Source organism: Pseudomonas sp. 9_2_1, from assembly GCF_059295275.1.
Genome location: NZ_CM181239.1, coordinates 5,313,801 through 5,340,000 on the forward strand (window position 1 = coordinate 5,313,801; position 26,200 = coordinate 5,340,000).

The 26,200-nt window shown below is 63.4% G+C and carries 19 protein-coding genes and 2 rRNA genes (1 of these 21 running past the window's edge); 9 read left to right on the forward strand and 12 right to left on the reverse strand.

The window, feature by feature from the left end; translation table 11 throughout:
* Positions 1–110 precede the first annotated feature (110 nt).
* The 7 genes from AC5O5I_RS24150 (at position 111) to AC5O5I_RS24180 (ending at position 6,814) form a co-directional block, all read left to right on the forward strand.
* Positions 111–992, forward strand: a complete 882-nt coding sequence (locus tag AC5O5I_RS24150; RefSeq protein WP_494511690.1) for a LysR family transcriptional regulator — start codon at positions 111–113, stop codon at positions 990–992.
* A 123-nt stretch (positions 993–1,115) separates the two neighbouring features.
* Positions 1,116–1,721: a CDP-alcohol phosphatidyltransferase family protein gene (locus AC5O5I_RS24155; protein WP_172232215.1), complete on the forward strand. Its 606-nt coding sequence runs from the start codon at positions 1,116–1,118 to the stop codon at positions 1,719–1,721.
* Between the two features lie 31 nt (positions 1,722–1,752).
* On the forward strand, positions 1,753–3,507 hold the full coding sequence (locus tag AC5O5I_RS24160) for a bifunctional alpha/beta hydrolase/class I SAM-dependent methyltransferase (protein WP_172285823.1): 1,755 nt from the start codon (positions 1,753–1,755) through the stop codon (positions 3,505–3,507).
* Positions 3,508–4,818, forward strand: a complete 1,311-nt coding sequence (locus AC5O5I_RS24165) for a phosphatase PAP2/dual specificity phosphatase family protein (protein WP_494511691.1) — start codon at positions 3,508–3,510, stop codon at positions 4,816–4,818. It abuts the gene before it with no gap.
* Entirely contained in the window at positions 4,815–5,246 is a 432-nt protein-coding gene (locus tag AC5O5I_RS24170; RefSeq protein ID WP_494511692.1) for a hypothetical protein, read from the forward strand. The genes AC5O5I_RS24165 and AC5O5I_RS24170 overlap by 4 nt, the downstream gene beginning before the upstream one ends.
* A gap of 10 nt (positions 5,247–5,256) precedes the next feature.
* A complete protein-coding gene (locus AC5O5I_RS24175; RefSeq protein WP_172232006.1) occupies positions 5,257–5,880 on the forward strand; it encodes a lysophospholipid acyltransferase family protein in 624 nt (207 codons plus the stop codon).
* Between the two features lies 1 nt (position 5,881).
* Positions 5,882–6,814 (forward strand): phosphatidate cytidylyltransferase, encoded by a 933-nt coding sequence (locus AC5O5I_RS24180; RefSeq protein ID WP_172232009.1) that lies wholly within the window; start codon positions 5,882–5,884, stop codon positions 6,812–6,814.
* Between the two features lie 21 nt (positions 6,815–6,835).
* Here AC5O5I_RS24180 and AC5O5I_RS24185 read toward each other — a convergent pair whose 3' ends face one another.
* Entirely contained in the window at positions 6,836–7,243 is a 408-nt protein-coding gene (locus AC5O5I_RS24185; protein ID WP_494511693.1) for a type II toxin-antitoxin system HicB family antitoxin, read from the reverse strand.
* On the reverse strand, positions 7,240–7,467 hold the full coding sequence (locus AC5O5I_RS24190) for a type II toxin-antitoxin system HicA family toxin (protein ID WP_494512787.1): 228 nt from the start codon (positions 7,465–7,467) through the stop codon (positions 7,240–7,242). Before AC5O5I_RS24190 ends, AC5O5I_RS24185 begins: the two co-directional genes overlap by 4 nt.
* Positions 7,468–7,636: 169 nt before the next feature.
* On the opposite strand from AC5O5I_RS24190, the gene AC5O5I_RS24195 reads away from it, so the two are divergent.
* Positions 7,637–7,981 carry a cupin domain-containing protein gene (locus AC5O5I_RS24195; RefSeq protein WP_003251579.1) on the forward strand — a complete coding sequence of 115 codons (345 nt, stop codon included), beginning with the start codon at positions 7,637–7,639 and terminating at the stop codon, positions 7,979–7,981.
* 125 nt (positions 7,982–8,106) lie between these two features.
* Here AC5O5I_RS24195 and mmsB read toward each other — a convergent pair whose 3' ends face one another.
* Positions 8,107–8,994, reverse strand: coding sequence for a 3-hydroxyisobutyrate dehydrogenase (gene mmsB / locus AC5O5I_RS24200; protein WP_494511694.1), 888 nt, complete (start codon positions 8,992–8,994; stop codon positions 8,107–8,109).
* A gap of 10 nt (positions 8,995–9,004) precedes the next feature.
* Positions 9,005–10,531, reverse strand: coding sequence for a CoA-acylating methylmalonate-semialdehyde dehydrogenase (locus AC5O5I_RS24205; protein ID WP_172225727.1), 1,527 nt, complete (start codon positions 10,529–10,531; stop codon positions 9,005–9,007).
* A 131-nt stretch (positions 10,532–10,662) separates the two neighbouring features.
* On the opposite strand from AC5O5I_RS24205, the gene AC5O5I_RS24210 reads away from it, so the two are divergent.
* Complete coding sequence (locus AC5O5I_RS24210) at positions 10,663–11,613, forward strand: LysR family transcriptional regulator (RefSeq protein ID WP_172225730.1); 951 nt, start codon at positions 10,663–10,665, stop codon at positions 11,611–11,613.
* Positions 11,614–11,750: 137 nt separating this feature from the next.
* Here AC5O5I_RS24210 and yfiB read toward each other — a convergent pair whose 3' ends face one another.
* From yfiB to AC5O5I_RS24250, 8 genes are all read right to left on the reverse strand, one after another.
* A complete protein-coding gene (yfiB, locus tag AC5O5I_RS24215) occupies positions 11,751–12,242 on the reverse strand; it encodes an outer membrane lipoprotein YfiB (RefSeq protein WP_494511695.1) in 492 nt (163 codons plus the stop codon).
* Positions 12,243–12,246: 4 nt separating this feature from the next.
* On the reverse strand, positions 12,247–13,518 hold the full coding sequence (gene dgcN / locus AC5O5I_RS24220; protein ID WP_172225751.1) for a diguanylate cyclase DgcN/YfiN: 1,272 nt from the start codon (positions 13,516–13,518) through the stop codon (positions 12,247–12,249).
* Positions 13,515–14,081 carry a regulatory sequestration protein YfiR gene (gene yfiR / locus AC5O5I_RS24225; protein ID WP_172285834.1) on the reverse strand — a complete coding sequence of 189 codons (567 nt, stop codon included), beginning with the start codon at positions 14,079–14,081 and terminating at the stop codon, positions 13,515–13,517. Before yfiR ends, dgcN begins: the two co-directional genes overlap by 4 nt.
* A 96-nt stretch (positions 14,082–14,177) precedes the next feature.
* On the reverse strand, positions 14,178–16,253 hold the full coding sequence (recD, locus tag AC5O5I_RS24230; protein ID WP_494511696.1) for an exodeoxyribonuclease V subunit alpha: 2,076 nt from the start codon (positions 16,251–16,253) through the stop codon (positions 14,178–14,180).
* Positions 16,250–19,924 carry an exodeoxyribonuclease V subunit beta gene (recB, locus tag AC5O5I_RS24235; protein ID WP_494511697.1) on the reverse strand — a complete coding sequence of 1,225 codons (3,675 nt, stop codon included), beginning with the start codon at positions 19,922–19,924 and terminating at the stop codon, positions 16,250–16,252. The genes recD and recB overlap by 4 nt, the downstream gene beginning before the upstream one ends.
* A complete protein-coding gene (gene recC / locus AC5O5I_RS24240) occupies positions 19,921–23,397 on the reverse strand; it encodes an exodeoxyribonuclease V subunit gamma (RefSeq protein ID WP_494511698.1) in 3,477 nt (1,158 codons plus the stop codon). Before recC ends, recB begins: the two co-directional genes overlap by 4 nt.
* 148 nt (positions 23,398–23,545) lie before the next feature.
* Positions 23,546–23,661 (reverse strand): 5S ribosomal RNA (gene rrf, locus AC5O5I_RS24245).
* A 143-nt stretch (positions 23,662–23,804) separates the two neighbouring features.
* A 23S ribosomal RNA gene (locus tag AC5O5I_RS24250) occupies positions 23,805–26,200 on the reverse strand; it runs 496 nt beyond the window's last position.

The window sequence follows — 26,200 nt, forward strand, 5'->3', positions numbered from 1 at the left end:
GGCCGACGCCTGGTGTGTTGAAAATCTGCCATATACTCAGCCAGGCTCTTGCCAGGACAGAGCCAGGACAGAGCCAGGACAGAGCCAGGACATCTTCAGGATAAAGATCCATGCATTTCGACCTGACCGATCTCAAGCTGTTCCAGCACACGCTGGAATGCGGCAACATCACCGCTGGTGCCAGCCGCAGCCACCTGTCGCTGCCAGCCGCAAGTGCGCGCATCCGGGCCATGGAAGCGTCGCTGGGCGTGCCTTTGCTGGAACGCAACCGCCGCGGCGTGCAGCCGACCCCCGCCGGCCAGGCACTGCAGCAGCATGCCCGGTTGATAGCGCAGCAAGTCGAGCGCCTGCAGTTCGACCTGGGCCAGTTCGCGCAGGGGCAGCAGGGCCAGGTGCGCTTGCTGTGCAACACGGCGGCGCTCACCGAGTATCTGCCCGAATTGCTGGCCGGCTACCTGGCCAGAAACCCCGGCGTAAACGTGGATGTCCAGGAACTGCCGAGCCTGCGCATCGTGCAGTCGATTACCCAGGGCATGGCCGACCTGGGCATCATCTCGACCGCGGCGCCCAGCGAGCACCTGCAAACCGTGCCATTTCGCGACGACCCGCTGGTACTGGTGACGCCGCCGGACCACCCGCTGGCCAGCGCCGTCGCGCCCACCTTCATCGACAGCCTGGCCCACGGCCATATCGGCCTTGGGGCCAGCAGTGCACTGGCGTTGTACCTGGAGGAGCAGGCGCTGCGCGAAGGGCGGCGCATGCAAGTTCGGGTGCGGGCAGAGGGGTTCGACGGGGTGATCCGCATGGTCGCGGGCGGGGCTGGGGTCGGAGTGGTGCCACTGGCCGCCGTGAAGCGTTGGCAGGGGCTATTGCCGTTGCACTGGGCGGCGCTGCGGGAACCTTGGGCCAACCGCCGGTTACTAATTTGCGCGCGGGATTTTGCGACGCTGCCAGGCTATGCCGCAGGGCTGGTAACCACCTTGACCGGCTGAAACACGCCTGCAAAAAGCAGCGCCAGTCTGCAGATAATCATCAAACCTGTGAGCGCGGGTTTACCCGCGAACAAGGCTCACACACAATTAACGCCCTGACGCACCACGAAAAAGGATTTTCCAGTGGCATCGATCTACCAGCTCAAACCGCGTTTCCAGGCCTTGCTGCGCCCCACCGTGCAGCGCCTTTACGACCGTGGCGTCACCGCCAACCAAGTCACCGTCGCCGCCGCCGTCGTGTCGATCCTGCTTGGCCTGCTGCTGGCCGGCCTGCCCCACGTCACCTCGCTGTTCATCCTGGTGCCGGTGTGGATGCTGCTGCGCATGGCGCTGAATGCCGTCGACGGCATGCTGGCCCGGGAATTCGGCCAGCAATCCACCCTCGGCGCCTACCTCAACGAACTCAGTGACGTGGTCGCCGACGCCGCCCTGTACCTGCCCTTCGCCCTGCTGGCCGGTGTCTCGCCGGCCTTGGTGGTATTGGTAGTGCTGAGCGCCACCTTCAGCGAATACGCAGGGGTCATGGGCCCGCTGGCCGGTGCCTCGCGGCGCTACGACGGGCCCATGGGCAAAAGCGACCGGGCCTTCGCCTTCGGCGTGGTAGGCACCGGCGTCGCCTTCGGCCTGCTCGATGGCATGTGGGTCAACGGCCTGATGCTGGTGATCCTCGCGCTCTCCCTCTATACCCTCTACAACCGGGTTCGCCATGGGCTGGCCGAAACCCGCTGAGCCGTCTGCCGTCGCAAAAGGACTTATCATCATGCGTCAAGCGCAAGCGCTGCACTTCTCCACCCATGACGGTGTCGAGTTGCATTACCGTCATTGGCCTGCCACCCGCAACGAACACCAGCCACGCCGGGCCGTGGTGATGTTCCACCGCGGCCACGAACACGGCGGGCGCATGGCCCACCTGGCCGATGAGCTGGACATGCCGGGGTACGACTTCTTCGCCTGGGATGCCCGCGGCCATGGCCGGTCGCCAGGCGCGCGGGGCGACAGCCCGGGGTTCGCCACCAGCGTGCGCGACGTGCAAACCTTCATCGAGCACATCCACACCCACCACGGCATCGCCGAGCAGGACCTGGTGGTGCTGGCACAGAGCGTCGGCGCGGTGTTGATCGCCACCTGGGCCCACGACTACGCGCCCAAGGTGCGCTGCCTGGTACTGGCCTCGCCGGCCTTCAAGGTCAAGCTGTACGTGCCGTTCGCCCGCCCCGGCCTGAAACTGCTGAAGGCCGTGCGCGGCAATTTCTTCGTCAACAGCTACGTCAAGCCACGCCTGCTTACACACGACCCGGAGCGGATTGCGTCTTATGTCGCCGACCCGCTGATCAGCCGGCCGATTTCGGTGACCATGCTGCTGGGCCTGTATGAAGCTGCTGACCGCGTGGTAGCGGACGCCCAGGCCATCCAGGTGCCCACGCAACTGCTGGTGTCCGGTGCCGACTTCGTGGTCGAGCGCCAACCGCAGGAGCGCTTCTTCGAACGCCTGGGCAGCGCGCGCAAGGAAATGCACATCCTGCCGGGCTTTTTCCATGACACCCTCGGCGAGCGCGACCGAGCCCATGCGTTGCGGCGCATCGAGCGGTTTGTCGAACACTGCTTCAGCAGCCCCGCCACCGTGCCGTCGCTGCTGGATGCCGACAAGACTGGCGCCAGCTGCGCCGAGGCCGAAAGCCTGGCGGCGCCGCTGCCGCGTAACTCGCCCCGCGACCTGTACTGGCGGGCAACCCGGGCCAGCATGCGCATGGGCAAGAGCTTGTCCGAGGGCGTCAAGCTGGGCTTCGACACCGGTTTTGATTCCGGCAGCACCCTGGACTACGTGTACCGCAATCAGCCCACGGGCAAAGGCAAGCTGGGTCGCCTGGTTGACCAGAACTACCTCGACGCCATCGGCTGGCGCGGCATTCGCCAGCGCAAGCTGCACGTGGAAGAACTGCTGCGCCAGGCCATCGCCCGCCTGCGCGAACAACAAAAGCCGGTGCACATAGTCGACATCGCCGCCGGCCATGGCCGCTACATCCTCGAAGCACTGCAAGAGCTCGAGCAACTGCCGGATTCGATCCTGCTGCGCGACTACAGCGAGCTCAACGTGCAGCAAGGCAGCGCGCTGATCGCCGAGAAGGGCCTGGCCGATATCGCCCGCTTTGTCCAGGGCGATGCCTTCGACCGCCAGAGCCTGGCCACACTGCAACAGCCCCCTACCCTGGCAGTGGTTTCCGGGCTGTACGAACTGTTCCCCAGCAACCAGCTGGTGAGCAACTCGCTGGCCGGCCTGGCGGACGCTGTGGAAGAAGGCGGCTATCTGGTCTACACCGGCCAGCCATGGCACCCGCAACTGGAGATGATCGCCCGCGCCCTGACCAGCCACCGCGGCGGCGAGGCCTGGGTGATGCGCCGCCGCAGCCAGGCGGAAATGGACCAGCTGGTCGAAGCTGCAGGTTTCCGCAAGCTGGCCCAGCGCATCGATGAATGGGGCATCTTCAGCGTCAGCCTGGCACAACGGGTACGCTGAATGAACCCTTCTCGTGAGCCCGGGCTGATCCGCCGGGGCGTGTGCTGGCTGCTGTTGCTGGGGCCATTGTTTTTCCTCAGCTACGGGCTGGCAAACAACCATACGGCCGGGCGCACGGATGTCGGCAGCCTGGTGTTCGGCTGGGAGCGCGGCATGCCGCTGTGGCCCTGGACGATCATCCCCTACTGGTCGATCGACCTGCTGTACGGGCTGTCTTTCCTGCTGCCACGCACGCGCCAGGAAATGGACCGCCATGCCCTGGCGCTGCTCAGTGCACAGGTGGTCAGCGTCGCCTGCTTCCTGCTCTGGCCGCTGCGCTTCACCTTCGAGCGGCCAGAACTGGGCGGGCTGTTCGGCTGGCTGTTCGACGTGCTGATGGGCTTCGACAAGCCTTTCAACCAGGCACCTTCGCTGCACATCGCCCTGCTGGTGGTGATCTGGACGATGTTTGCCCGGCATGTGCGGCGCCAGCCCTGGCGTTGGTTGATGCATGGCTGGATGGGGCTGATCGGGGTGTCGGTGCTGACCACCTGGCAACACCACTTCGTCGACGTGCCTACCGGCGCGTTGGCGGGATTTGCCTGTGTGTGGCTGTGGCCGCACAAGGGACGGCTGCCTTGGCAGCAGGCTCGCCTTGCGCAGGATGCCAAGCGCTGGCTGTTGGCGCTTTGCTATGCCGCGGGCGCGCTCATGTGTGCAATGTTTGCCCGGGTATTGGGCGGCGCCTGGCTTTGGTTGGCCTGGCCGGCGGTGTCGCTGGGGTTGGTGGCGCTGAACTATGCCGTGCTGGGTGCAGGCGGGTTTCAAAAGGGCAGCGATGGCCGATTGTCCAGCGCCGCCTGCTGGTTGCTGGCGCCGTACCTGTTGGCAGCGTGGGCCAATTCGAGGTTGTGGACCAGGCGTCACCCGCAGCCAGACGAAGTCTGTGATGGCGTTTACCTGGGGAGAATCCCGGGACGTCCCGCCGATGCCCGCTTTCCGGCAGTTGTCGACTTGTGCGCCGAACTATCCTGTGCCGCGCCAGCGGGTGCTTATCAGGGTTTTCCGACCCTGGACCTGATAGCACCGGACATCACCCTCCTGCAGCAGGCCGCCAACGCCATCGAACGCCTGCGTGCCAAAGGCCCGGTACTGGTCTGCTGTGCGCTGGGCCATTCGCGCAGCGCCAGCGCCGTGGCAGCCTGGTTGGTGCTCAGCGGCCGCTGCAGCAATGCGCAACAGGCCGAGGCAGTGATCCGTAAAGCCCGCCCTGACATCGTCCTGCATCACGCGCACCGCCAGGTCCTGCATCAACTCGGAGCGCAACCATGAACCTGATCGTGGTGGCCGGCCTGCTGGGCCGCGGCAAGCAACTGGAGCGCCTTTCCGACGGCATCACCCTGCTGGCCCTGGCCTACGGCCTGGCGCCGTTGCTGGGTGCCCCGCTACAACCGCTGGCAAGCCTGCTGAGCATTACCCTGCTGGTGCTCGGCGTGCTGCACAAATACTGGGCCATCCGCGTGGCGCTGGACGCCGAGCTGTTTGCCCACCTGGCCGCCAGCCGCGACCTGACGGCAGATACCCACACTCTGGACCAGGCCCTGTTCGAGCTGAAGCTCAAGCCACAGCCCCTGGATTCCCGCGCCTGGCCCGCTCGCAGCCAGGCCGCACTCAACCTGCTCCGTCGCCAGGCCCTGTGCCTGGGCCTGCAACTGTCACTGGCCTTGGCTATCTTGCTGACACTGCCTTTGAAGGGATAACCAACATTCCATGCTCGCCAACCTGACCGCCTACCTCATCACCTCCGCCGCCCGCCTGATCACCGGCGCCCGGGCCCTGTGGCTGGGCTGCACGCCGCTGCCGGTGCAGCGGCTGTACTTCGCCAACCACAGCAGCCACGGTGACTTCGTGTTGCTGTGGGCCTCACTGCCCCAGCCACTGCGCAAGCGCACCCGACCGGTAGCCGGCGCCGACTATTGGGCCAAACCCGGCATTCGCGATTTTCTCATCCGCAAGGTATTCAATGGCGTGCTGATCGACCGCCAGCGCAGCGAAGGCCAGGGCAGCCCATTGCAGCCGATCCTTGATGCGGTGGCCCAGGGCGACTCGCTGATCTTCTTCCCGGAAGGCACGCGAAACCTCGGCGACGAGGCATTGATGCCATTCAGAAGCGGGTTGTACCACCTGGCGGCTGCCAACCCTGAGGTCGAACTGGTACCGGTGTGGATCGCCAACCTCAACCGGGTGATGCCCAAGGGCCGTGCCCTGCCGCTGCCACTGCTGTGCACCCTGAGCTTTGGCGAACCGCTGCACCTGCAAGCTGATGAAAGCAAGCAGGCCTTTCTCGAGCGGGCCAGCCACGCCCTGCTGAACCTGGCCCCGAAGGATGCCTGACATGGACGATAACACCCTTTCCCTGTTCGCCGGCATCGGCGCCCTGCTACTGCTCGCCAGCGTGATCGGCCGCCTGCTCAAGTGGCGCGCCGGCCCGGCACCGCACGCCGTGATCGACAACCTCAACGCCCGTATCAACGCCTGGTGGGTGATGGTGCTGGTAATCGGCATCGCCTTCCTGTTCGGCAAGTACGGCGTCATCGTGCTGTTCTACGGCGTGTCGTTTTACGCCCTGCGCGAGTTCATGACCCTTACCCCAACCCGGCGCAGCGACTACCCGGCGCTGGTGGCGGCGTTCTATGTGGCGCTGCCTGTGCAGTACGTGCTGATCGCCATGGACTGGTACGGCCTGTTCAGCATTTTCATTCCGGTGTACCTGTTCCTGCTGCTGCCGATCCTGGCCAGTTTTGGCGGCGATACCACACGTTTTCTCGAGCGTGCCTCGAAAGTGCAGTGGGGCCTGATGATCGCGGTGTACTGCGTGTCGTCGGTGCCCGCGCTGATGACCCTGGACATCCCGGGCTATGAGGGGCGCAACCTGCTGCTGATCGCCTGGCTGATTCTGGTGGTGCAGATCAGCGACGTGCTGCAGTACGTGTGCGGCAAGCTGTTCGGCAAGCGCAAGGTGGCGCCCAACCTGTCGCCCTCCAAAACCCTCGAAGGGCTGGCCGGCGGCGTGGCGCTGGCGACCCTGATCGGCGCCCTGCTGTGCTGGATCACCCCGTTCACCTTCTGGCAGGCCGCGCTGATGGCGCTGGCGGTGAACGCCATGGGCTTCTTCGGCGGGCTGGTGATGTCGGCGATCAAACGCGACCGCGGGGTCAAAGACTGGGGGCACATGATCGAAGGCCACGGCGGCATGCTCGACCGCATGGACTCGGTATGCTTTGCGGCGCCAGTGTTCTTCCACTTCGTGCGGTACTGGTGGGCATAGGCGGAGCGCAAGCACCATTGATCAGTGGGTAAGCGCCAGCTCTCGCAGTGCAGCAGAAGCAAGAAAGCCGGAGCGCGATGCGTACCGATGATCACGCTTCACCTTTTCATCGATCCGCTGCAGCAGGTTTTCCGGCAGGGTCGCATTGAAGCGAACCGCCTTGCCCAGGTACGGCGTGACATCAAAATCCACCACGGCCCAGACCCCGCCTTCATAGTCGGGGTTCGCCACGTGGACATCAACTTCCCGAGGCTGCGGAAGTGCCTCCCTATCAGCGACCAACCCTTCGAAATGAAGCGCCAGCGCCTCATGGACATTGTCCAGTGCCTGAGCAACGGTAGCACCGGCGGAGAAGCAGCCCGGCACATCGGGAACGGTCACGCCGTAATCCGAACCGGCATCCTTGTGCAATACGACCGGAAATTTCATTGGTTGTCTCCTCTGACGCCCAGGTTGGGACCGCCACGAGCCGGGTTTACACCGGCCTGTTTCAAAATGCTGTGTACTGTGCCTCTGGGCAAGTCAATTTTGGGATGAGGAACTTTAACTCTCCCCTTCTTGCTGGGGTGCCTGAACTGGTGATGACTCCCTTTTATCTCCACCAGATAGATCCGATAGCCAAGTAGGAAAATACTTGTCGCAACATAGGAAATCCGCCAGAGCCATCGCGATAAGCGTGCAGGACCCACAAGCGCACATCACCGTCGAGGCCAACGACTGGCATAGCGCGTCCAGACAGCTGGACGTCGAGCCCAGGCAACTGCGCCTGCGCCAATAGCCCTATGGTGACGGGTCAATCAGCCAGTCACCAGGAGTTGTGCCATGTCCGATTTCATCACCGTCCTGCGCGAAACCTGCCCGACGCCGGTCGTGGACGCCACCAAGTGGAAACGCATCGGCGGCGATCCGCACACCGTCAACCTCAATGCCTACCTGTCGGCTGACGGCAGCAAGATCATGGGCACCTGGATCTGCACCCCGGGCAAGTTCGAGGTCAACTACGACAAATGGGAGTTCTGCCACTTCCTCGATGGCTACTGCATCATCACCCCGGAAGGCGAAGAGCCGAAGCACCTGAAGGCGGGTGATGTGTTCGTGATCGAACCGGGGATGAAAGGGACCTGGGAAGTGGTCGAGACCGTGCGCAAGTATTTCGTCTTCGCCTGATTTGTGACCATTACCGGCGACAGGGCCGGTACAGGCAAAAAAAATCGCGGAACAGGCGCCCTGCCCTCTGGTGCGCAGTTACAGAGGTAAGGCCGCCTGGCCCGCGATGAAGCCCACCTTTTGCGTCAATCCTTCTTGCGATAACCCTCGACGATGGCCGAGAAGTCCTGGCCGCCTTCGCCGCGCAGGCTCATGGCCTGATACAGCTGCTGGGCCAGCGCCCCCAGGATCACCGGCTGGTGCGCCTGGCGAGCGGCTTCGGTCGCCAGCCCGAGGTCCTTGAGCATCAGCTCGGCGCCAAAGCCACCGGTGTAACCACGTGATGCCGGCGCTGTTTCGATGATGCCCGGCCATGGGTTGTAGGTGTCCGAGCTCCAGCAACGCCCAGTCGAACTGTTGATGATGCCGGCCAGCACCTTGGTGTCGATGCCCAGCGCGTTGCCCAGGGCCATGGCTTCGGACACGCCGATCATCGAAATACCCAGCAACAGGTTGTTGCAGATCTTGGCGATCTGCCCGGTGCCGACCTCACCGCAGTGCACGATATTGCGGCCCATCTGCTCCAGCACCGGCTTGAGGGTGGCGAACAGCTCGGCGCTGGCGCCGACCATGAAGGTCAGGGTGCCCGCTGCCGCGCCGCCCGTGCCACCGGACACCGGCGCATCGCCCATGTCCACGCCCTTGGCCGCTGCTGCCTTGGACACCTCACGCGCGGTCTGCGGGTCGATGGTGCTGCAGTCCAGCGTTGGCGTACCGGGGCGAATGCCGGCCAGCACGCCATCTTCGTTCAGGTAGACGCTGCGCACATGGGCCGCAGCCGGCAGCATGGTGATCACCAGCTCGCTGCTGGCCGCCGCGTCCTTGGGTGATGGGCTGATCTGCCCGCCCAGTTCGGCAAGCTCGGCCAACACGGCCTTGTTCAGGTCGAACAGGTTCAGCTGGTGCCCGGCCTTGATCAGGTTGCGGGCCATGGGCGCGCCCATGTTGCCCAGGCCGATGAATGCGATACGCATGAGGTGCTCCTTAGCGCAGGCTGATGGTGGTGTTCACACCGTCGTTGACGCTGTCATCATCGAACCAGCGAGCGGTGACGGTCTTGGTCTGAGTGTAGAACTGCACCACTTGCTTGCCGTACGGGCCCAGGTCGCCGAGCTTGGAGCCACGAGAGCCGGTGAAGCTGAAGAACGGTACCGGCACCGGGATCGGGATGTTGATACCGACCTGGCCGATGTCGATTTCGCTCTGGAACTTGCGCGCGGCCGCGCCGCTCTGGGTGAACAGGCCGGTGCCGTTGCCGAACGGGTTGGCGTTGACCAGGGCGATGGCCTCGTCGAGGGTTTCGACCTCGAGGGTTACCAGCACCGGGCCGAAGATTTCCTGGGTGTACACCTGCATGTCGGTCTTCACCCCCGAGAACAGGGTCGGGCCGACAAAGTTGCCTTGTTCGTAGCCCGGCACGCTGACGTCACGGCCGTCGAGTTCCAGCTTGGCGCCTTCCTGGATGCCGCTTTCGATCAGGCCCAGCACACGCTCCTTGGCACGCCTGGAAACCACCGGCCCGACATCGGTGCCCGGCTCGCAGCCGGCATTGACCTTGAGCTTGCTGGCGGCGTCCTTGATATCCGGCAGCCATTCGCGGGCCTTGCCCACCAGCACCGCCACCGAGGTGGCCATGCAGCGCTGGCCCGCCGCGCCGAAGGCGGCACCGACCAGGGCGTTGACGGTTTGCGTGCGATTGGCATCAGGCAGCACCACGGCGTGGTTCTTTGCGCCCATCATCGACTGCACGCGCTTGCCGTGCTGGCTGCCCAGGTTATACACGTGGGTGCCCACTTCGGTGGAACCGACGAAGGAAATGGCCTTGATGTCCTGGTGGGTGCAAATGGCGTCCACCACCTGCTTGCCGCCGTGCACAACGTTGAGCACCCCGGCCGGTACGCCGGCTTCCAGCGCCAGCTCGACCAGCAGCATGGTCGAAAGCGGGTCCTGCTCGGACGGTTTGAGCACGAAGGTGTTGCCGCAGACGATAGCCATGGGGAACATCCACAGCGGGATCATCGCAGGGAAGTTGAACGGGGTGATGCCGGCACACACGCCGATCGGCTGGCGCAGGGTATAGGTATCGACACCGCCGGCAACGTTTTCGGCGAACTCGCCCATTTGCAGGGTGCCGATGGAGGCTGCGTGCTCGACCACTTCCAGGCCGCGGAAGATATCGCCTTCGGCGTCGGCCAGAGTCTTGCCCTGCTCGGCACTGAGCACCTGGGCAATACGCTTGGTGTGTTCGCGGATCAGCGCCTGCAGCTTGAGCATGATGCGCATGCGTGCGCCGATCGGGGTGTTGCGCCAGGTCTGGAAGGCGCGGTGGGCAGCCGCCACGGCAGCGTCGACTTCCTCGGCGGTGGCAAATGGCACGCGCGCCAGCACCTCCTGGGTGGCCGGGTTGACGATGTCGCGCCATTCGCTGGTAGTGGATTCGACCCATTGGCCATCGATCAGCAGCTTGACCTGCTCGACTTTGGTCTGGTCAGGGGATTGCGGTGCGTTCATCTGCGTTCTCCTTGGAATTATTGTCGGGACGAGATCGCCAGCGCCGGGAAACGCGAGGTGGCGTCCTGAGGCATGTTTCGAGTATAGATGTGCAAACATCCAACAAGAACGCACAAAAAAACCGGATCATCATGCAAAAAGACCTCACATCCCTGAGCGCGCTCAACTGGGACGACCTGAAGTTCTTCCTCGAAGTCGCCCGCACCCGCAAGGCCAGCAGTGCCGCCAAACGCCTGAGCGTCGACTACACCACGGTGTCGCGGCGCATCACTTCGCTGGAGGGTGCGCTGGGCACCTTGCTGTTCGAAAAATCCCGGACCAACGGCTTTGTCCTTACCGCCGAGGGGCAACGCCTGCTGGGCTATGCCGAGTCGATCGAGAGCACCCTGCACATGGCGTGCGAGCAGGTTTCGGGGTCGGGCGTGGCGTTGTCGGGGCATGTGCGCATGGGCTGCACCGAAGGCTTCGGCAGCTTCTTCATCACCCCGCAACTAAGCCACTTCGTCGATGCCTACCCGGCTATTTCGGTGGATATCCTGCCGCTGCCGCACTTCATCAGCCTGTCCAAGCGCGAGGCGGATATCGTCATTGCCCTGGAGCGGCCGGAGCACGGGCCTTACGTGTGCTGCAAGCTGTGCGACTACCGCTTGCGGCTGTATGCGACCCAGGATTACCTGAACAGCCATACGCCGATCCGCCAGGTGTCGGACCTGGCCCGGCATCCGTTCATCAGCTATGTGGATGACCTGGCGTTCAGTTCCGAGCTGCTGTACCTGGCCAACCTGATCCCCAACGCCAATGCACACTTGCGCAGTACCAGCGTGATCGCCCAGTACACGGCGGCGTTGCAGGGCCGTGGGCTGGCGATCTTGCCGTGCTTTCTGGCGGCGCAGGATCCCCGGCTGGTCACGGTGCTGCCTGGGGAGATCGAGGTGACGCGGCAATTCTGGATGTACTGCCGGGAGGATTTGCGCAAGTTGAAGCGCATTACCTTGTTGTGGGATTACATCCGTGGGGTGACCGAGGCGAATGCGCCGTTGTTGATGGGTGAGACGCGGGAGATGCGCTTTGCTCAAGAATGAAGGGGCTGCTACGCAGCCCATCGCCGGCAAGCTGGCTCCCACAGGTACAGTGTGATCTCGAAGCCAACACAGTCCCTGTGGGAGCGGGGTTACCCGCGAACACCGGCGCAGCCGGTGCCAGGCCTGTGGGTCAATGATCAGTAGGACGCCACCACGATGGACACTCGCCGGTTCTCGGTACGCCCGGCGCTGGTGCGGTTGTCCGCCACGGGCTGTGTGCTGCCCAGGCCACGGCTGTGAATGTTCTGCGCCTGCATGCCGACCCCGACCAGCGCCTTGGTCACGCTCTGCGCGCGGCGCGCAGACAGCTGCTGGTTATAGGCCGCCTTGCCCGAGGCATCGGCATGCCCATCCACCCGCACACCCTGGATACCAACGCCGAGCAGCGCCTTGCCGATGCGCTCGACAATCGCCTGGCTCTGCCCGTTGAGGCTGTCCAGATCGCTGCCGAACAGCACCTTGCCGGACAGGTCGTAAGCCCAGCCTTCGTCAGTCGGGGTAAAGCCCTCGCGCTTGAGCACGGCAATCTGTTCGGCGGTAAGGCCCTTTGGCGGGGTGTTCTGGCAGCCGGTCAGCGCCAGAACAGCGAGCAGCATGGCCAAAAAGGAGAATCGTAAAGCCTGCATCACGGGTTCAACTCCTGTTGTCGATTTCATTGGCGGACCGTTCCGTCTGCGCCACTTGCCATTGGCCAGGGCGTTTGCGCTTGGCCTGGTACATCGCCGCATCGGCGGCATTGAGAAGACTGGCGGGGTCAGCGCCGTCATCCGGGTAGAAGGCGATGCCGACGCTCAGTGAGGTGGCGATACTGCGGCCGCTGTCCAGCTGCACCGGCAGCTTCATGCTGGACACGATCTTTTCGGCGATGTGCTCGGCGTCCGGACGCGAATGCAAAGGCGTCAGCAGCACTGCGAACTCGTCGCCACCCAGGCGCGCCACCAGGTCGTGCTCGCGCAGCTGGGCACGTATACGGTCGGCTACGCTGATCAGCACTTCATCGCCCACGGCATGGCCGAGGGTGTCGTTGATCTGCTTGAAGTGGTCGCTGTCGAGGAACAGCAAGGCCAGGTGATCCTGCTGACGCGCCGCATTGCGCAGGCTGCGGGTCAGACGGCCCTCGAAAAACGCCCGGTTGGGCAGGCCGGTCAGGCTGTCGTGGCTGGCCTGGTGGGCCAGGGTCTGGTTTTCGCTCTGCAGGTGGCTGTGCCACACCTCAAGCTCATCCAGCAAGGCATTGAAGTCGTTGCCCAGCTCGTTGAGCTCGGCAATCGGCGCCTCCGGGACGCGGCGGTCGAAGCTGCGTTCGCGGCGGGCAGCGTGGGCGACACTGGCCAGGCCACGCAACGGGCGGACGATATCGCCGAGCAGGCGCCGTGACAAATATTGCGCAGCCAAGGCACTGAGTACCGTGCAAAACACGATACCGGCCAAGCCGCTGAGCAGGAACAGCAGCAAGCTACGGCCCTGGCCGACCAGCTCGATGTGCCCGACCTGCTGTTGCTGGTGCATGATCGGCAGGTTGACCGGCTCATCCAGCAGGGCGGTTGCAACCTGCACTTCCAGCTGCGCGAACATGCCGGTATCGCCGCGTTGCCAGTGCGCCAGCTGCACCCCCTCGTTGTTGAAGACCTTGGCCTCGGCCACTTCCTCGGTGCTGGCGATCAGCGCCAGCGATTCATTGGCAGCCGCGCTGTCATCGAACACCACTGCCGCTTCCACGGTGTAGGTGATCGAACGGGCGATCAGGTGCAGGTTCTGGTTGGCGTAGACGCGCAGCGCAAGCACGCCCAGCAGGGTCAGGGAAATCCCGGCCAGGCCGACGGCGAGCAAGGCCACGCTGAGGTGGCCACGGCCCAGCACCGAGCGCAAGGTTGGCCGCAGGCCTGGCTTGCGTGTCGGCTTCATGGCTGCACCGCCCGACGCCGCGACAGTTGCAGCACACTGGGGTGAATACGCACCCCGGAACGTGCCACCGAGTCGAGGTTGACCTCAAAAGCCACCTGCTGGTCGCTGACCCGCAGGCAGAACAGGCTGCCGACCGTGCACGGGTCACCCGCTTCGCTGATACTCAATACCGGGTGGCCGCTGACACGCTGGAACAGGCGGTCTCGCTGGCCTTGGTCGAGTTTGCCGATGTAGACGGCGTCACACGCCTGGGCGACCTGGGTATCTTCTGCCAGCAGGCGCCGCACCTGCAGCGGGCGGCCCGACTCCTGCACATGGCCCTTGATCAGGTCATCGGCGTATTCGGTCGGGCCGACCAGGCAAAGTCGCAAGGGTGAGGGGTCGACGGGCCAGCGGGCGTAGCTGAAGATGCCCAGTACTACCTGGGTGACCGCTTTGGCGCGTTGCTGCGCCTGGGCGGCGGTCGTGGTTGTTTCTGCCTGGGCAAGGCCTGCGATAAGAAACAGGGCGGCCAGCAATAGCGAAAGCGCACAGCTTGTCACTCGCCTCCCGGCCACGTTCATGTGGGAAATCTCTTATGTCCCTTCCGATATCGGCGCAACGATAGCACATGGCCGCATCACTGTAGGAGGGATGGACGCAAGCCCGCAGCTGCAGGATCAGACCTGTTCAAGCATCAACCCGGATATACGCCGCACCTTGCGCGCCACTGCTTCTTCGAAAATCCCCTGCCGTGGTTCGATCAGGCTGAAGCAGTGCTTGGCGCGGGTGATACCGGTGTACACAAGTTCCTTGGTCAGTACCGGGTTCAGTGCATCCGGCAGCACCAGCGCGGTATGGCTGAATTCCGAGCCCTGGGACTTGTGCACGGTCATGGCGAATACCGTTTCCACTTCGTTCAGCCGGCTGGGCAGGACAAAGCGTACGCCTCCACTGCCATCGTTACGCGGGAAGGCCACCCGCAGCAGCGGTTCGCCGCGCTCATCCGGCAGGCGCAGGGCGATGCCGATGTCGCCGTTCATCAGCCCCAGGCCGTAGTCGTTACGGGTTACCAATACAGGCCGACCTTCGTACCAGGGCTGCTGGCTGTCGATCAGCCCGGCTTGGTGCAGCACCCGCGCCACCCGCTCGTTGAGGCCTTCGACACCCCAGGCCCCCCGACGCACCGCGCACAGCAACTGAAAATCCTCGAAACCGTGCAGCACCTTGGCCGCCCACTGCTCCCACGCAGGGTCGTCAAACGCGCTATCGAGTGCCGGCCGAGAGCGCCCCAGGGTGCGCAGGTAGCTGCTATAACCCTGCGGGCCTTCGCTACCCCGATTGAGGCCATCGAGCAGCAGGCGGTCGAAGGCGCGATCCTGCTCGTGCTTGAGCGCCACGCTGTGCACGTCGGGCGGGGGCATTGCCAGCAGGTTGCGCGCCGCGGAGGCGTCCTGGCGGTTGACCAGCCGGGCTAGCTGGCCAATGCCGCTGCCTTCGCCGAAACGTCGGGAAAAACGCAGCATCACCACCTGCTGTGCCAGCGGGTTGCGTTGTTCATCGCCAGACTTGAGGCCACTGCCTGCCAAGGACTCGCCGCCGATATGCTCCAGCCACGCTTCGGTCGCAGGCGAATAACAGCCCTCTTCGGCATCCCGGCACAAGTCACCCAGCACCGCGCCGGCCTCGACCGAGGCCAGCTGGTCCTTGTCGCCCAACAGCACCAGGCGCGCCCGGGGCGGCAGGGCATCGAGCAGGTTGGCCATCATTTCCAGGTCGATCATCGAGGCTTCGTCGACCACCAGCACGTCCAGCGGCAGCGGGTTGCCAGCATGGTGGCGGAAATGCCGCGAGCCTGGTCGGCTGCCGAGCAGGCGGTGCACGGTACTGACTTCGGTGGGGATGTGGCTGCGTACCTCACTGCTGACCTGCAGGCGCTCGACCTGCTGGCCAATGGATTCGGTCAGGCGCGCCGCCGCCTTGCCGGTCGGCGCCGCCAGACGAATGCGCAGCGGCCTGCCCTGCTCCACCGCTGGCGCTTGCAACAAAGCCAACAGGCGCACAACGGTAGTGGTCTTGCCGGTGCCGGGGCCGCCGGTGATGATGCTGAACCCGGCGCGGGTGGCGAGCGCACAGGCGAGTTTCTGCCAGTCCACCTGGCCTGCTGGGGCACCACCTTCGAACAACTGTGCCAGGCGGCCCGGCAGGTCGGCGAGCGGCGCTTCGGCCTGGGTCAGACGCTGGCGCAGGGTATGGTCGATGCGCCGCTCGTAGCTCCAGTACCGGCGCAGGTACAGGCGCTCGCCGCTAAGCACCAAGGGCCGGGCCTGCTGGCCAGGGCTGTCGCCGGTGGCTACCAGCGGGCTGGTGCCGATGCGCTTGCGCCAGGCGTTCAGGTCCAGATTGGCCAGCAATTGCGATGGCAGCAGCAAAGGCCCGGTCAGAGCGTCGCCTTCGGGCGGCAATGACAGGGCGAAGTCAGGCTCGGCCAGGGTTTGCTGCAGGTCCAGGCAGACATGGCCGTGCCCCAGTTGGTGGCTGGCCAGTGCCGCCGCCAGCAGCAGCAAGGGGTCACTGCCGGGGGCCCGCTCTTCCAGGAAGGATACGAACGCCCGGTCCAGGGCCCGCAGCCAGCCTCGCTCCACCCAGCGGTCGAGCAGTTGCAGGAGGTCACCGCTGTCATGCTGTGGTTTAAGCGCAAGCAGGTGCTCGGCGCTCAAGGGAGTGGGCAACAGGTCGACAAGGCTACGGCTCATGGCGCGACTCCGGCAAACAGGTCCTGCTGCGTGGGCGGGTGCTCGCCACGGAACAGCGCATCAAGGGTTTCGATCAGCTCGCGCGGTGGCTTGGCGTGATACACACCGTGACCACTGCTGCTGGCACCGCGCAGGAAGATGAACAGGGCGCCGCCGACATCGCGGTCGTAGTCGTAATCCGGCAGGCGCGCGCGCAACTGGCGGTGCAGCGCCAGCAGGTAGAGCACATACTGCAGGTCGTAACGATGCTCGAGGATGGCCTTTTCCATGGCCATGGCATCGTAGGCCTGGATGTCCGGGCCCAGCCAGTTGGACTTGTAGTCGGTCACGTAGTAGCGCCCGTTCAGCTCGAACGCCAGGTCGATGAACCCTTTGAACATGCCGTTCAGCACCGTCGGCAGCGCGGCAGGGCGCGCCAGGCCGGGGTGAGTGTGACGGGCGACCAGGCGGTCGAGTTGTTCGGCGTCGACCTGGTGGCTGGCGAACCAGAACTCCATTTCGATCTGGTAATGACGCAACTGCCCGAGGGTTACGCACGCGTTGTCGCCCGGCAACGGCAGCGCCTCGCCCAGCAAGCGTTGCATCCACTCGGTCAAGGTGGGAATCCAGCCGGCCCAGTCACGGCGGTTGCAGCGCTGGCCAACGGTTCGCTCGATCAACTGCGCATTGCCGCTGACCTCGCTGAACCCTTCGCGGCCGGCCCATTCCAGCAAGCCATGCAGGAAGGTGCCGGGGTTTGGTCCACGCGGGAAGCGGTGGATATCGCCGCTGTCGGCGGGGACCTCGCGCAGCACCTGGGCATCGACCACTTCGTCATCTAGCAACTGCTGTGCCTGCGAGCTATCGGCACCGAGGGCCTGATCGCCGACGCGCAGGGCACTGTACGAAGCGATCCACCAGTGCTCGGCTGCGGCGCGACGCGGTTTGCGGGCCGGCAGCAGTTCACGCTCGGCGTGTGGCATGCGATACGGCTGTTCATCGGCCTGCGGCAGGCCTGGGCAAGTGATGTACGGGCAGGACGCCGCCAATGCTTGCAACCATTCCTTGAGTTGTTGCGAGCCGGTCAGCGCAAGGCCCCCACCGAGCAGGTAGCCGAACGCCGAGCGGTGCAGTTGCGAGCTTTTCTGATTACCCCGCTTGAGGTCGGCAACGCCCAGCCAGCAGGCATGCTGGGCACGGGTCAGGGCGACGTAAAGAAGCCGCAGGTCTTCGGCCAGGCGCTCGTCATCCGCGCGCTCGATCTGTTGCTGATTCGGGGTGAGTGTCAGGTGGGCGTTGCCTTCGCTGTCGTGCCAGGCCAGCGGCAAGCGGCTGCCGTCCACCGGTTTACTGGTGCAGATGAACGGCAGGTAGACCAGGGGGTATTCCAGCCCCTTGGATTTGTGGATGGTGACCACCTTCACCAACTGCTCGTCGCTTTCCAGGCGCAGGATCTGCTCTTCGCCAGCCTGTCCGGAACTGGCCAGGTGCTCGGCCAGGTGGCGGATGAGTGCCTGCTCCCCGTCCAGCTCACCAGCAGCCTGTTGCAGCAGCTCGGCCAGGTGCAGCAGGTTGGTCAGCACCCGCTCGCCATCACTGCGGCGGATCAGTGTGCGTGGCAGCTCGAAGTCATGCAGCAGGTGCCGCAGCATCGGCAACACACCTTGGCGCTGCCAGGTGTCACGGTAGTGGCGAAAACGCATGACCCAGCCTTCCCAGACACGCTCGTCCTGGTTCAGCCGGTCCAGCGCCGCCAGCGACAAGCCTAGCGTAAGGCTGGCCAGGGCGGCCTTGAGCAGGCGCTCCGAGTCGGGCTCGGCGCACGCCTTGAGCCACGCCAGCAGGTCGTGAGCTTCCTGGGCGGCGAACACCGAGTCCTTGTCGGACAGGTACACACTGCGCACGTCACGGGCCGCCAGCTCAGCACGGACCATCTGCGCTTCGTGGCCATCGCGCACCAGGATGGCGATGTCCGAGGGCAGGCACGGGCGCAGTTCACCCTCGCCATTCTGGAAGCCTGCAGTGCCTTGCTGGCCGCCGTTGAGCAGGGCGACGATATGGCTGGCACAACTGGCGGCCAGTTTCTGTCGGTAGACGGTGCTGGAGACCGGCTCTTCGCTTTCCAGCTGCCAGCATTGCAGCGCTGCACTGGCCACACCGTCGATCAGCAGATGCTCGCCACGGCCTTTGGCGCGCACCTCGATGAACGGCAGCGGGTTGTCATCCGTTTCGCGGAACAGGAACGCACCCCGCCCAGCTTCACGCGCCTCGGCCTGCAGGAACACCTGGTTGACTGCCGCGACCATGGCCTTGCTGGAACGGTAGTTGGTGTCCAGGCTGTGCAAACGGCCGCTGGTGGCGCGCCGCGCGGCGAGGTAGGTGTAGATGTCGGCACCGCGGAATGCGTAGATCGCCTGCTTGGGGTCGCCGATCATGAACAGGCCGGTTTGCGCACGGTTTTCACTGATCTGATAGATGCGTTCGAAAATGCCGTACTGCACCGGGTCGGTGTCCTGGAATTCGTCGATCAGCGCGACCGGGAACTGTTCGCGAATCAGGCTGGCCAGGCGCTCGCCGGCGTCACTTGCCAGGGCGTGCTGCAGGCGCACGAGCATGTCGTCGAAACCCATTTCCGCACGCCGACGTTTCTCCACTTCAAAGCGTGCCGATACCCAGTTGCCAGCATGCTCCAGCAGGGGGGCATCCGGGCTGTCCAGGGCCTGCAATTGTTGCTGCAAGGTCTGCATGGCGTCGAGGGCCGGGTGCTCGGGTGGCGTGCCCTTCCAGGCTTCGGCCATGCCCGCAGGGGTCAGGCGGGTGAAGCCGGTGCCCAGGTCGAGTTCAGCGACTTGCTCATCGCCGGCCCAGGCGCAAAGTTTATCGAACCAGGGCTCGAAGTAACGGGCCTGCATCTTGCGGCCATCCACCTGCTTGGCGGCCAGCGCATCGCGGCAGATCTGCCGCAGCTCTTCTGCCCACAGCGCCCAGGGCGCCTTCAGCCGGGCCAGCTGCTCACCACGCTGCTGCAGCGATGCCTGAATCAGGGCGGCGGGCTCGGGCCCATCCTGCCCACTGCGTACCCGGCCGAACAGTGGGCGGATCCGCGGCAGCAAGGCATCGGGGCTACCCCAGTGGCCACGCACCCAGGCCAGTGCATCGCCTTGCATGCCGTAGCAGAAGCGCCGCCAGTAATCACGCATGACCTGGCCCAGCAGCTCGCTGTGATCGGTCTCCAAGGTCTGGGTGAACAGGCTGCCGCTGTCGAAGGCGTGTTCGCGCAGCATGCGCTGGCACCATCCGTGAATGGTCGATACCGCTGCTTCGTCCATCCACTGCACCGCGACCTCCAGGCGGCCAGCACAGCGCGGCCAGGATTCGTGCGGATAATCGTCACGCAGCTGGTGCAGCAGCGGATCGGCGATTTCCAGCTCGCCCCGGAAGAAGCGCGCGGCCTCGGCCAGGCGGGCACGAATGCGCTCGCGCAGCTCTTTGGTGGCGGCGTCGGTGAAGGTCACGACAAGGATCTGCGGTGGCAGCAGCTCACGCTCGAAGCCTTGCTCGCCGCCGTGGCCGAGGATCAGACGCAGGTACAGTGCCGAAATGGTGAAGGTCTTGCCTGTGCCTGCGCTGGCCTCGATCAGCTGGCTGCCATGCAGGGGGAAACTGAGTGCCAGGGGACGGTCCTGGGTCATGCGCCTTTCTCCGGGTTGCCCAGCGTCTGCCAGGGGGCGTTGAACAACGGGCGGTACAGGGTTTCACACCAGCCTTCGAAGGTTTCGTCGGCGGTGAGCGCAGCGAAGTCGGGGTATTGGCGCGCCAGGGCGATGCTCTCGCTGCGCTCGCCGAAGCTGGTGCGCTCGTCCCCCTCGTAGGCGCGGGCTGCTGCGGCCAGGGCTTTGTCGGCATCGTCCTGGGCCAGCCAGGCAAAGGCAGTCTTGACGGCGACGGGCAACGGCGCGTTCATCGCCGCCTGACGCGCCACAAGCAAATCGCCCAGCAGTTGCGCCGCCTGCTCTTGCGCCACCGGCGCAAGCAGCAGGGTAAGGTCACTGGCCACCAGCGCGCTGTTGTAGCGGTAGCCAGCTGCGCAGGCCGCCAGGTGCGTGACCCAGGGCGCGATCAGGCGGTGCCACTTGAGGTTGTTGCGCCCCGCGCTGATGGTATTGGGTACTGTGGTAATGCTGAGCAGGCTCTGGTCATCGGCCTGGAACACCCGGCCCAGCCAGCCTTCGAGGCGGTGCTGAGCGTGCTCGAAATGCACCGGCAATGCGCCCTCCACCAGCTGTGGCCAGCGTTGCAGCAGCTGCTGATGACGTTGCAGCAGGTCGGGCAAGGGTTCGATCAGCTCGCGCTGCAGCAGTTCGCCGAAACCGGCCAGGGGCAGCAAACCACAGGCCTGCAGGCGCCTGGCCTGGGCCTGCAGGGCTTGCTCGGCCTGGTCAGGCTCGGCCAAGGCTGCCACCAGCAGGCTTTCGCTGGCGCCGTAGCGTTGCAGGGTGTCGAGTACGAAAGGTTCTTCGTCCGGGGTCGGTGCCGCCAATGCTTCGAAGTACACCTTCAGGCGCTGACTGAAGAAGTGCCGCACCGGGTGGCGCAAAAAGTCATTCAGCTGGGTCAGGCTCAAGGCTTCATCGTCGTGATAAGGCGGCAGGCCGGGTTCGCCCTGCTGCTCCTCGCCTTGCCGGTGCAATACCTGCCATTCGTGGGCAAAGCTGAATAGCGGGCTGCCCTTCTGGAAATACCGAGGGCTGAACGGCTGCAGCGGGTGTTCCTGAGTCAGGGCATGCAACAGCTGCTCGCCCTGCTCTACTGGCTGCCCCTGTTCTGTACCCGCGAGGTACCAGCCAGCAGCGATGTGATCGCGCAACTGACCGATCAATACCGACGCCGGGCGTTCGCTGTTGTCGCGGATACTGCGCCCGACCCAGCTGACGTACAACTGGTCACGTGCGGACAGCAGCGCTTCAAGCAGCAGGTAGCGGTCATCCTCGCGGCGCGAGCGGTCACCTGGGCGGTAATCGCTGGCCATGAGGTCGAAATCCAGCGGTTGTTGGGCACGGGGGTAGTCGCCATCGTTCATGCCCAACAGGCAGACCACCCGGAACGGAATGGCGCGCATCGGCATGAGGGTGCAGAAGTTGACCGAGCCTGCGAGGAAACGCTGGGACAACTTGCCTTGGTCAAGACCCGACAGCCAGGCTTCGCGCACGACGGTCAGTGGCAGTGGATCTTGCAGGCCGACGGTCTCGCACACTTCAAGCCAGCTGTCGCGCAGATCCTGCAACTGCATCAACAGAAACTCGTCGCGCTCGCCCTCGGCCAGGAAGAATACCTGCAGCAAGGCATGCAAGCGCTCACCCCACTGGCTTACGGTCGCGGGCTCGGACAACGCCTGGCAAGCCACTTCGAGGGCGTCGAGCAGCGCGACCAGTGGGCCGATCAGTGCCGCATCAAGGCCACCGATCTCATCATAGGGTTCGATGCCATCACAGGCTTCGCCGACACCTACGGCGTAACCCAGCAACATTCGCCGCAGGCCGAACCGCCAGCTGTTCTGCTCGAGCCCGCTAGGCAGGCCCAGGCTGGCCCGCTGCTCGGCGTTGAGCCCCCAGCGAATGCCCGCGCCCTCGATCCATCGATGCAGCGTAGGCAGGTCGCTTTCACGAATGCCGAAACGAGCGCGTACTGCGGGCACGTCCAGCAGGTCTAGCACTTCGCTGACCGCGAAGCGGCTGTCTGGCAGCTTGAGCAGGTGCTCCAGAGCAATCAACAAAGGCTCGCGGCCGCGCTGGCCCTGGTCGGTCAGGGTGAACGGGATGTAACGCGGGTCGTTGCGCTGCAACTGCCCGAACACCGCGCGAATATGCGGTGCATAGGTGTCGATGGCCGGCAGCATGACGATTACGTCACGCGGGCGCAGCGTGGGGTCGGCACTGAAGCGGGCGAGCAACTGGTCGTGGAGGATTTCCACTTCGCGCTGCGGGCTGTGAGCGATGTGAAAGCGCACCGAGCGGTCTTGCTTGGTATCCACTGGCGGCCACAGCTCGCGGGTCTCGGCAAGCGGGCGCAGTTCGAGGATGTCGTCCTGCAACTGGTTGAGCAGAGTAGTGGGCGAACCGTCGCTGAACAGGTCGATACGGCCATCGCTGAACACGCCCTGGTAACTACCGGGGTCGTCGTAGCTGTCGAGCAGGTTGATGTAGTCGCGGCCTTGCTTGCCCCAGGCGGCCAGCAACGGGTGAGCATGCTGGTGCAGCGACTGGTCATCCAGCTGCAGCGGCATGCCCTGCTTGCGTTGCTGGCGTTTGTACTGGTGCCGCAGCAGGTCCTTGTCGGCAACGATATCGGCCCAGTGGTGGCGGCAGGGGTTATGCACGCACAGCAGTACCTGGCTGAACCGAGCCAGCCCCGCCAGTGCTTCCAGGGCCTGGGCTGGCAGCGAGGAAATGCCGAACACTATCACCCGCGATGGCAGCCCTGCAGGCGCCTGCTCCAGGCTGTTGATACGTTCGATGAAGCGCTGGTGCACCCCGGCGCGGCTCTGGGCCATGCCCTGCTCACCGACGTCGTCCAGCAAGGCCCGCCACAGTTCGGCCTGCCAGCGGTTCCCCGGTGGCAGCGGTTTGCGCTCGCCACGAGCGGTGTTGAGGAAGTGCTGGCCAGCGGCCCAGTCCTTTAGCCAATCGGCGCGGTAGACCTGATACTGGTCGAACAGGTCTGCCAGGCGCTCACTGAGCTGGTAACGCTTGCGCAGGTCGCTGTCGTCGGTGAGGAAACGCCGCAGCGGCTCGAAATGCGGGCGTTCGATCAAGGCCGGCAGCAGACGCATCAGGCGCCAGGTGAGGGGAGCTTTGTCGAGCAGGGATACCTCGGGGATTTCCTCCCGGCCCAGCACGCCACGATACAGCTGCCACATGAAGCTGCCCGGCAGTTGTACATCGATCGCAGCAGCAATCCCGCAGCCACCCAGGTCACCTTCCAACGGGTCTTCGGCCAATGCCAGCTTGAGCCATTGGGCGATGCCGTTGCTCTGCACCAGGGCGATCTCATTTTCCAGCGGCGCCAGCGGGTAGCGACGCATCCAGCTCACCACCAGGCTGCGCAGGTCATCCAGGCGGTTGCCGTGGACGATCATGAAGCCGGGGTGGAGGTTGGTAGTGGCCATTGAGCATTCCCTGGAAGGCGGTGGATTCTGATGCGGAACCATATCACGGGGCATCGCTGGGGCCATGGCACGCATGTAGACAAAACTTTTCCAGCGGAAAAGACAAAACCCCTACCTGCATACGCAGATAGGGGTTTTGCGAAATGAATCTTGACGATGACCTACTCTCACATGGGGAGACCCCACACTACCATCGGCGATGCATCGTTTCACTACTGAGTTCGGGATGGGATCAGGTGGTTCCAATGCTCTATGGTCGTCAAGAAATTCTGTAGCCAGAATGTCCAGATGGACAGCCCAGCGAATTCGGATATGTGATAGTTGTGATGCTTTGTGAACAGTGCGAACTTTCGGTTCGTGTCATCTTCACCACCGCAATCTGCATGAGCAAATTGCTTGGGTGTTATATGGTCAAGCCTCACGGGCAATTAGTATTGGTTAGCTCAACGCCTCACAGCGCTTACACACCCAACCTATCAACGTCGTAGTCTTCGACGGCCCTTCAGGGGATTCTAGATCCCAGTGAGATCTCATCTTGAGGCAAGTTTCCCGCTTAGATGCTTTCAGCGGTTATCTCTTCCGAACATAGCTACCCGGCAATGCCACTGGCGTGACAACCGGAACACCAGAGGTTCGTCCACTCCGGTCCTCTCGTACTAGGAGCAGCCCCTCTCAAATCTCAAACGTCCACGGCAGATAGGGACCGAACTGTCTCACGACGTTCTAAACCCAGCTCGCGTACCACTTTAAATGGCGAACAGCCATACCCTTGGGACCGGCTTCAGCCCCAGGATGTGATGAGCCGACATCGAGGTGCCAAACACCGCCGTCGATATGAACTCTTGGGCGGTATCAGCCTGTTATCCCCGGAGTACCTTTTATCCGTTGAGCGATGGCCCTTCCATACAGAACCACCGGATCACTAAGACCTACTTTCGTACCTGCTCGACGTGTGTGTCTCGCAGTCAAGCGCGCTTTTGCCTTTATACTCTACGACCGATTTCCGACCGGTCTGAGCGCACCTTCGTACTCCTCCGTTACTCTTTGGGAGGAGACCGCCCCAGTCAAACTACCCACCATACACTGTCCTCGATCCGGATAACGGACCTGAGTTAGAACCTCAAAGTTGCCAGGGTGGTATTTCAAGGATGGCTCCATGAGAACTGGCGTCCCCACTTCAAAGCCTCCCACCTATCCTACACAAGCAAATTCAAAGTCCAGTGCAAAGCTATAGTAAAGGTTCACGGGGTCTTTCCGTCTAGCCGCGGATACACTGCATCTTCACAGCGATTTCAATTTCACTGAGTCTCGGGTGGAGACAGCGCCGCCATCGTTACGCCATTCGTGCAGGTCGGAACTTACCCGACAAGGAATTTCGCTACCTTAGGACCGTTATAGTTACGGCCGCCGTTTACCGGGGCTTCGATCAAGAGCTTCGCTTGCGCTAACCCCATCAATTAACCTTCCGGCACCGGGCAGGCGTCACACCCTATACGTCCACTTTCGTGTTTGCAGAGTGCTGTGTTTTTAATAAACAGTCGCAGCGGCCTGGTATCTTCGACCGGCATGGGCTTACGGAGCAAGTCCTTGACCCTCGCCGGCGCACCTTCTCCCGAAGTTACGGTGCCATTTTGCCTAGTTCCTTCACCCGAGTTCTCTCAAGCGCCTTGGTATTCTCTACCTAACCACCTGTGTCGGTTTGGGGTACGGTTCCCAGTTATCTGAAGCTTAGGAGCTTTTCTTGGAAGCATGGTATCAACCACTTCGTCGCCTAGAGGCAACTCGTCATCAGCTCTCGGCCTTGAAATCCCGGATTTGCCTAAGATTTCAGCCTACCACCTTAAACCTGGACAACCAACGCCAGGCTGGCCTAACCTTCTCCGTCCCTCCATCGCAATAACTGGAAGTACAGGAATATTAACCTGTTTTCCATCGACTACGCTTTTCAGCCTCGCCTTAGGGACCGACTAACCCTGCGTCGATTAACGTTGCGCAGGAAACCTTGGTCTTTCGGCGTGCGAGTTTTTCACTCGCATTGTCGTTACTCATGTCAGCATTCGCACTTCTGATACCTCCAGCAAGCTTCTCAACTCACCTTCACAGGCTTACAGAACGCTCCTCTACCGCATCATCATAAGATGATACCCGTAGCTTCGGTGCATGGTTTGAGCCCCGTTACATCTTCCGCGCAGGCCGACTCGACTAGTGAGCTATTACGCTTTCTTTAAAGGGTGGCTGCTTCTAAGCCAACCTCCTAGCTGTCTAAGCCTTCCCACATCGTTTCCCACTTAACCATGACTTTGGGACCTTAGCTGACGGTCTGGGTTGTTTCCCTTTTCACGACGGACGTTAGCACCCGCCGTGTGTCTCCCATGCTCGGCACTTGTAGGTATTCGGAGTTTGCATCGGTTTGGTAAGTCGGGATGACCCCCTAGCCGAAACAGTGCTCTACCCCCTACAGTGATACATGAGGCGCTACCTAAATAGCTTTCGAGGAGAACCAGCTATCTCCGAGCTTGATTAGCCTTTCACTCCGATCCACAGGTCATCCGCTAACTTTTCAACGGTAGTCGGTTCGGTCCTCCAGTCAGTGTTACCTAACCTTCAACCTGCCCATGGATAGATCGCCCGGTTTCGGGTCTATACCCAGCGACTAAACGCCCTATTAAGACTCGCTTTCGCTACGCCTCCCCTATTCGGTTAAGCTCGCCACTGAATATAAGTCGCTGACCCATTATACAAAAGGTACGCAGTCACCTAACAAGTAGGCTCCCACTGCTTGTACGCATACGGTTTCAGGATC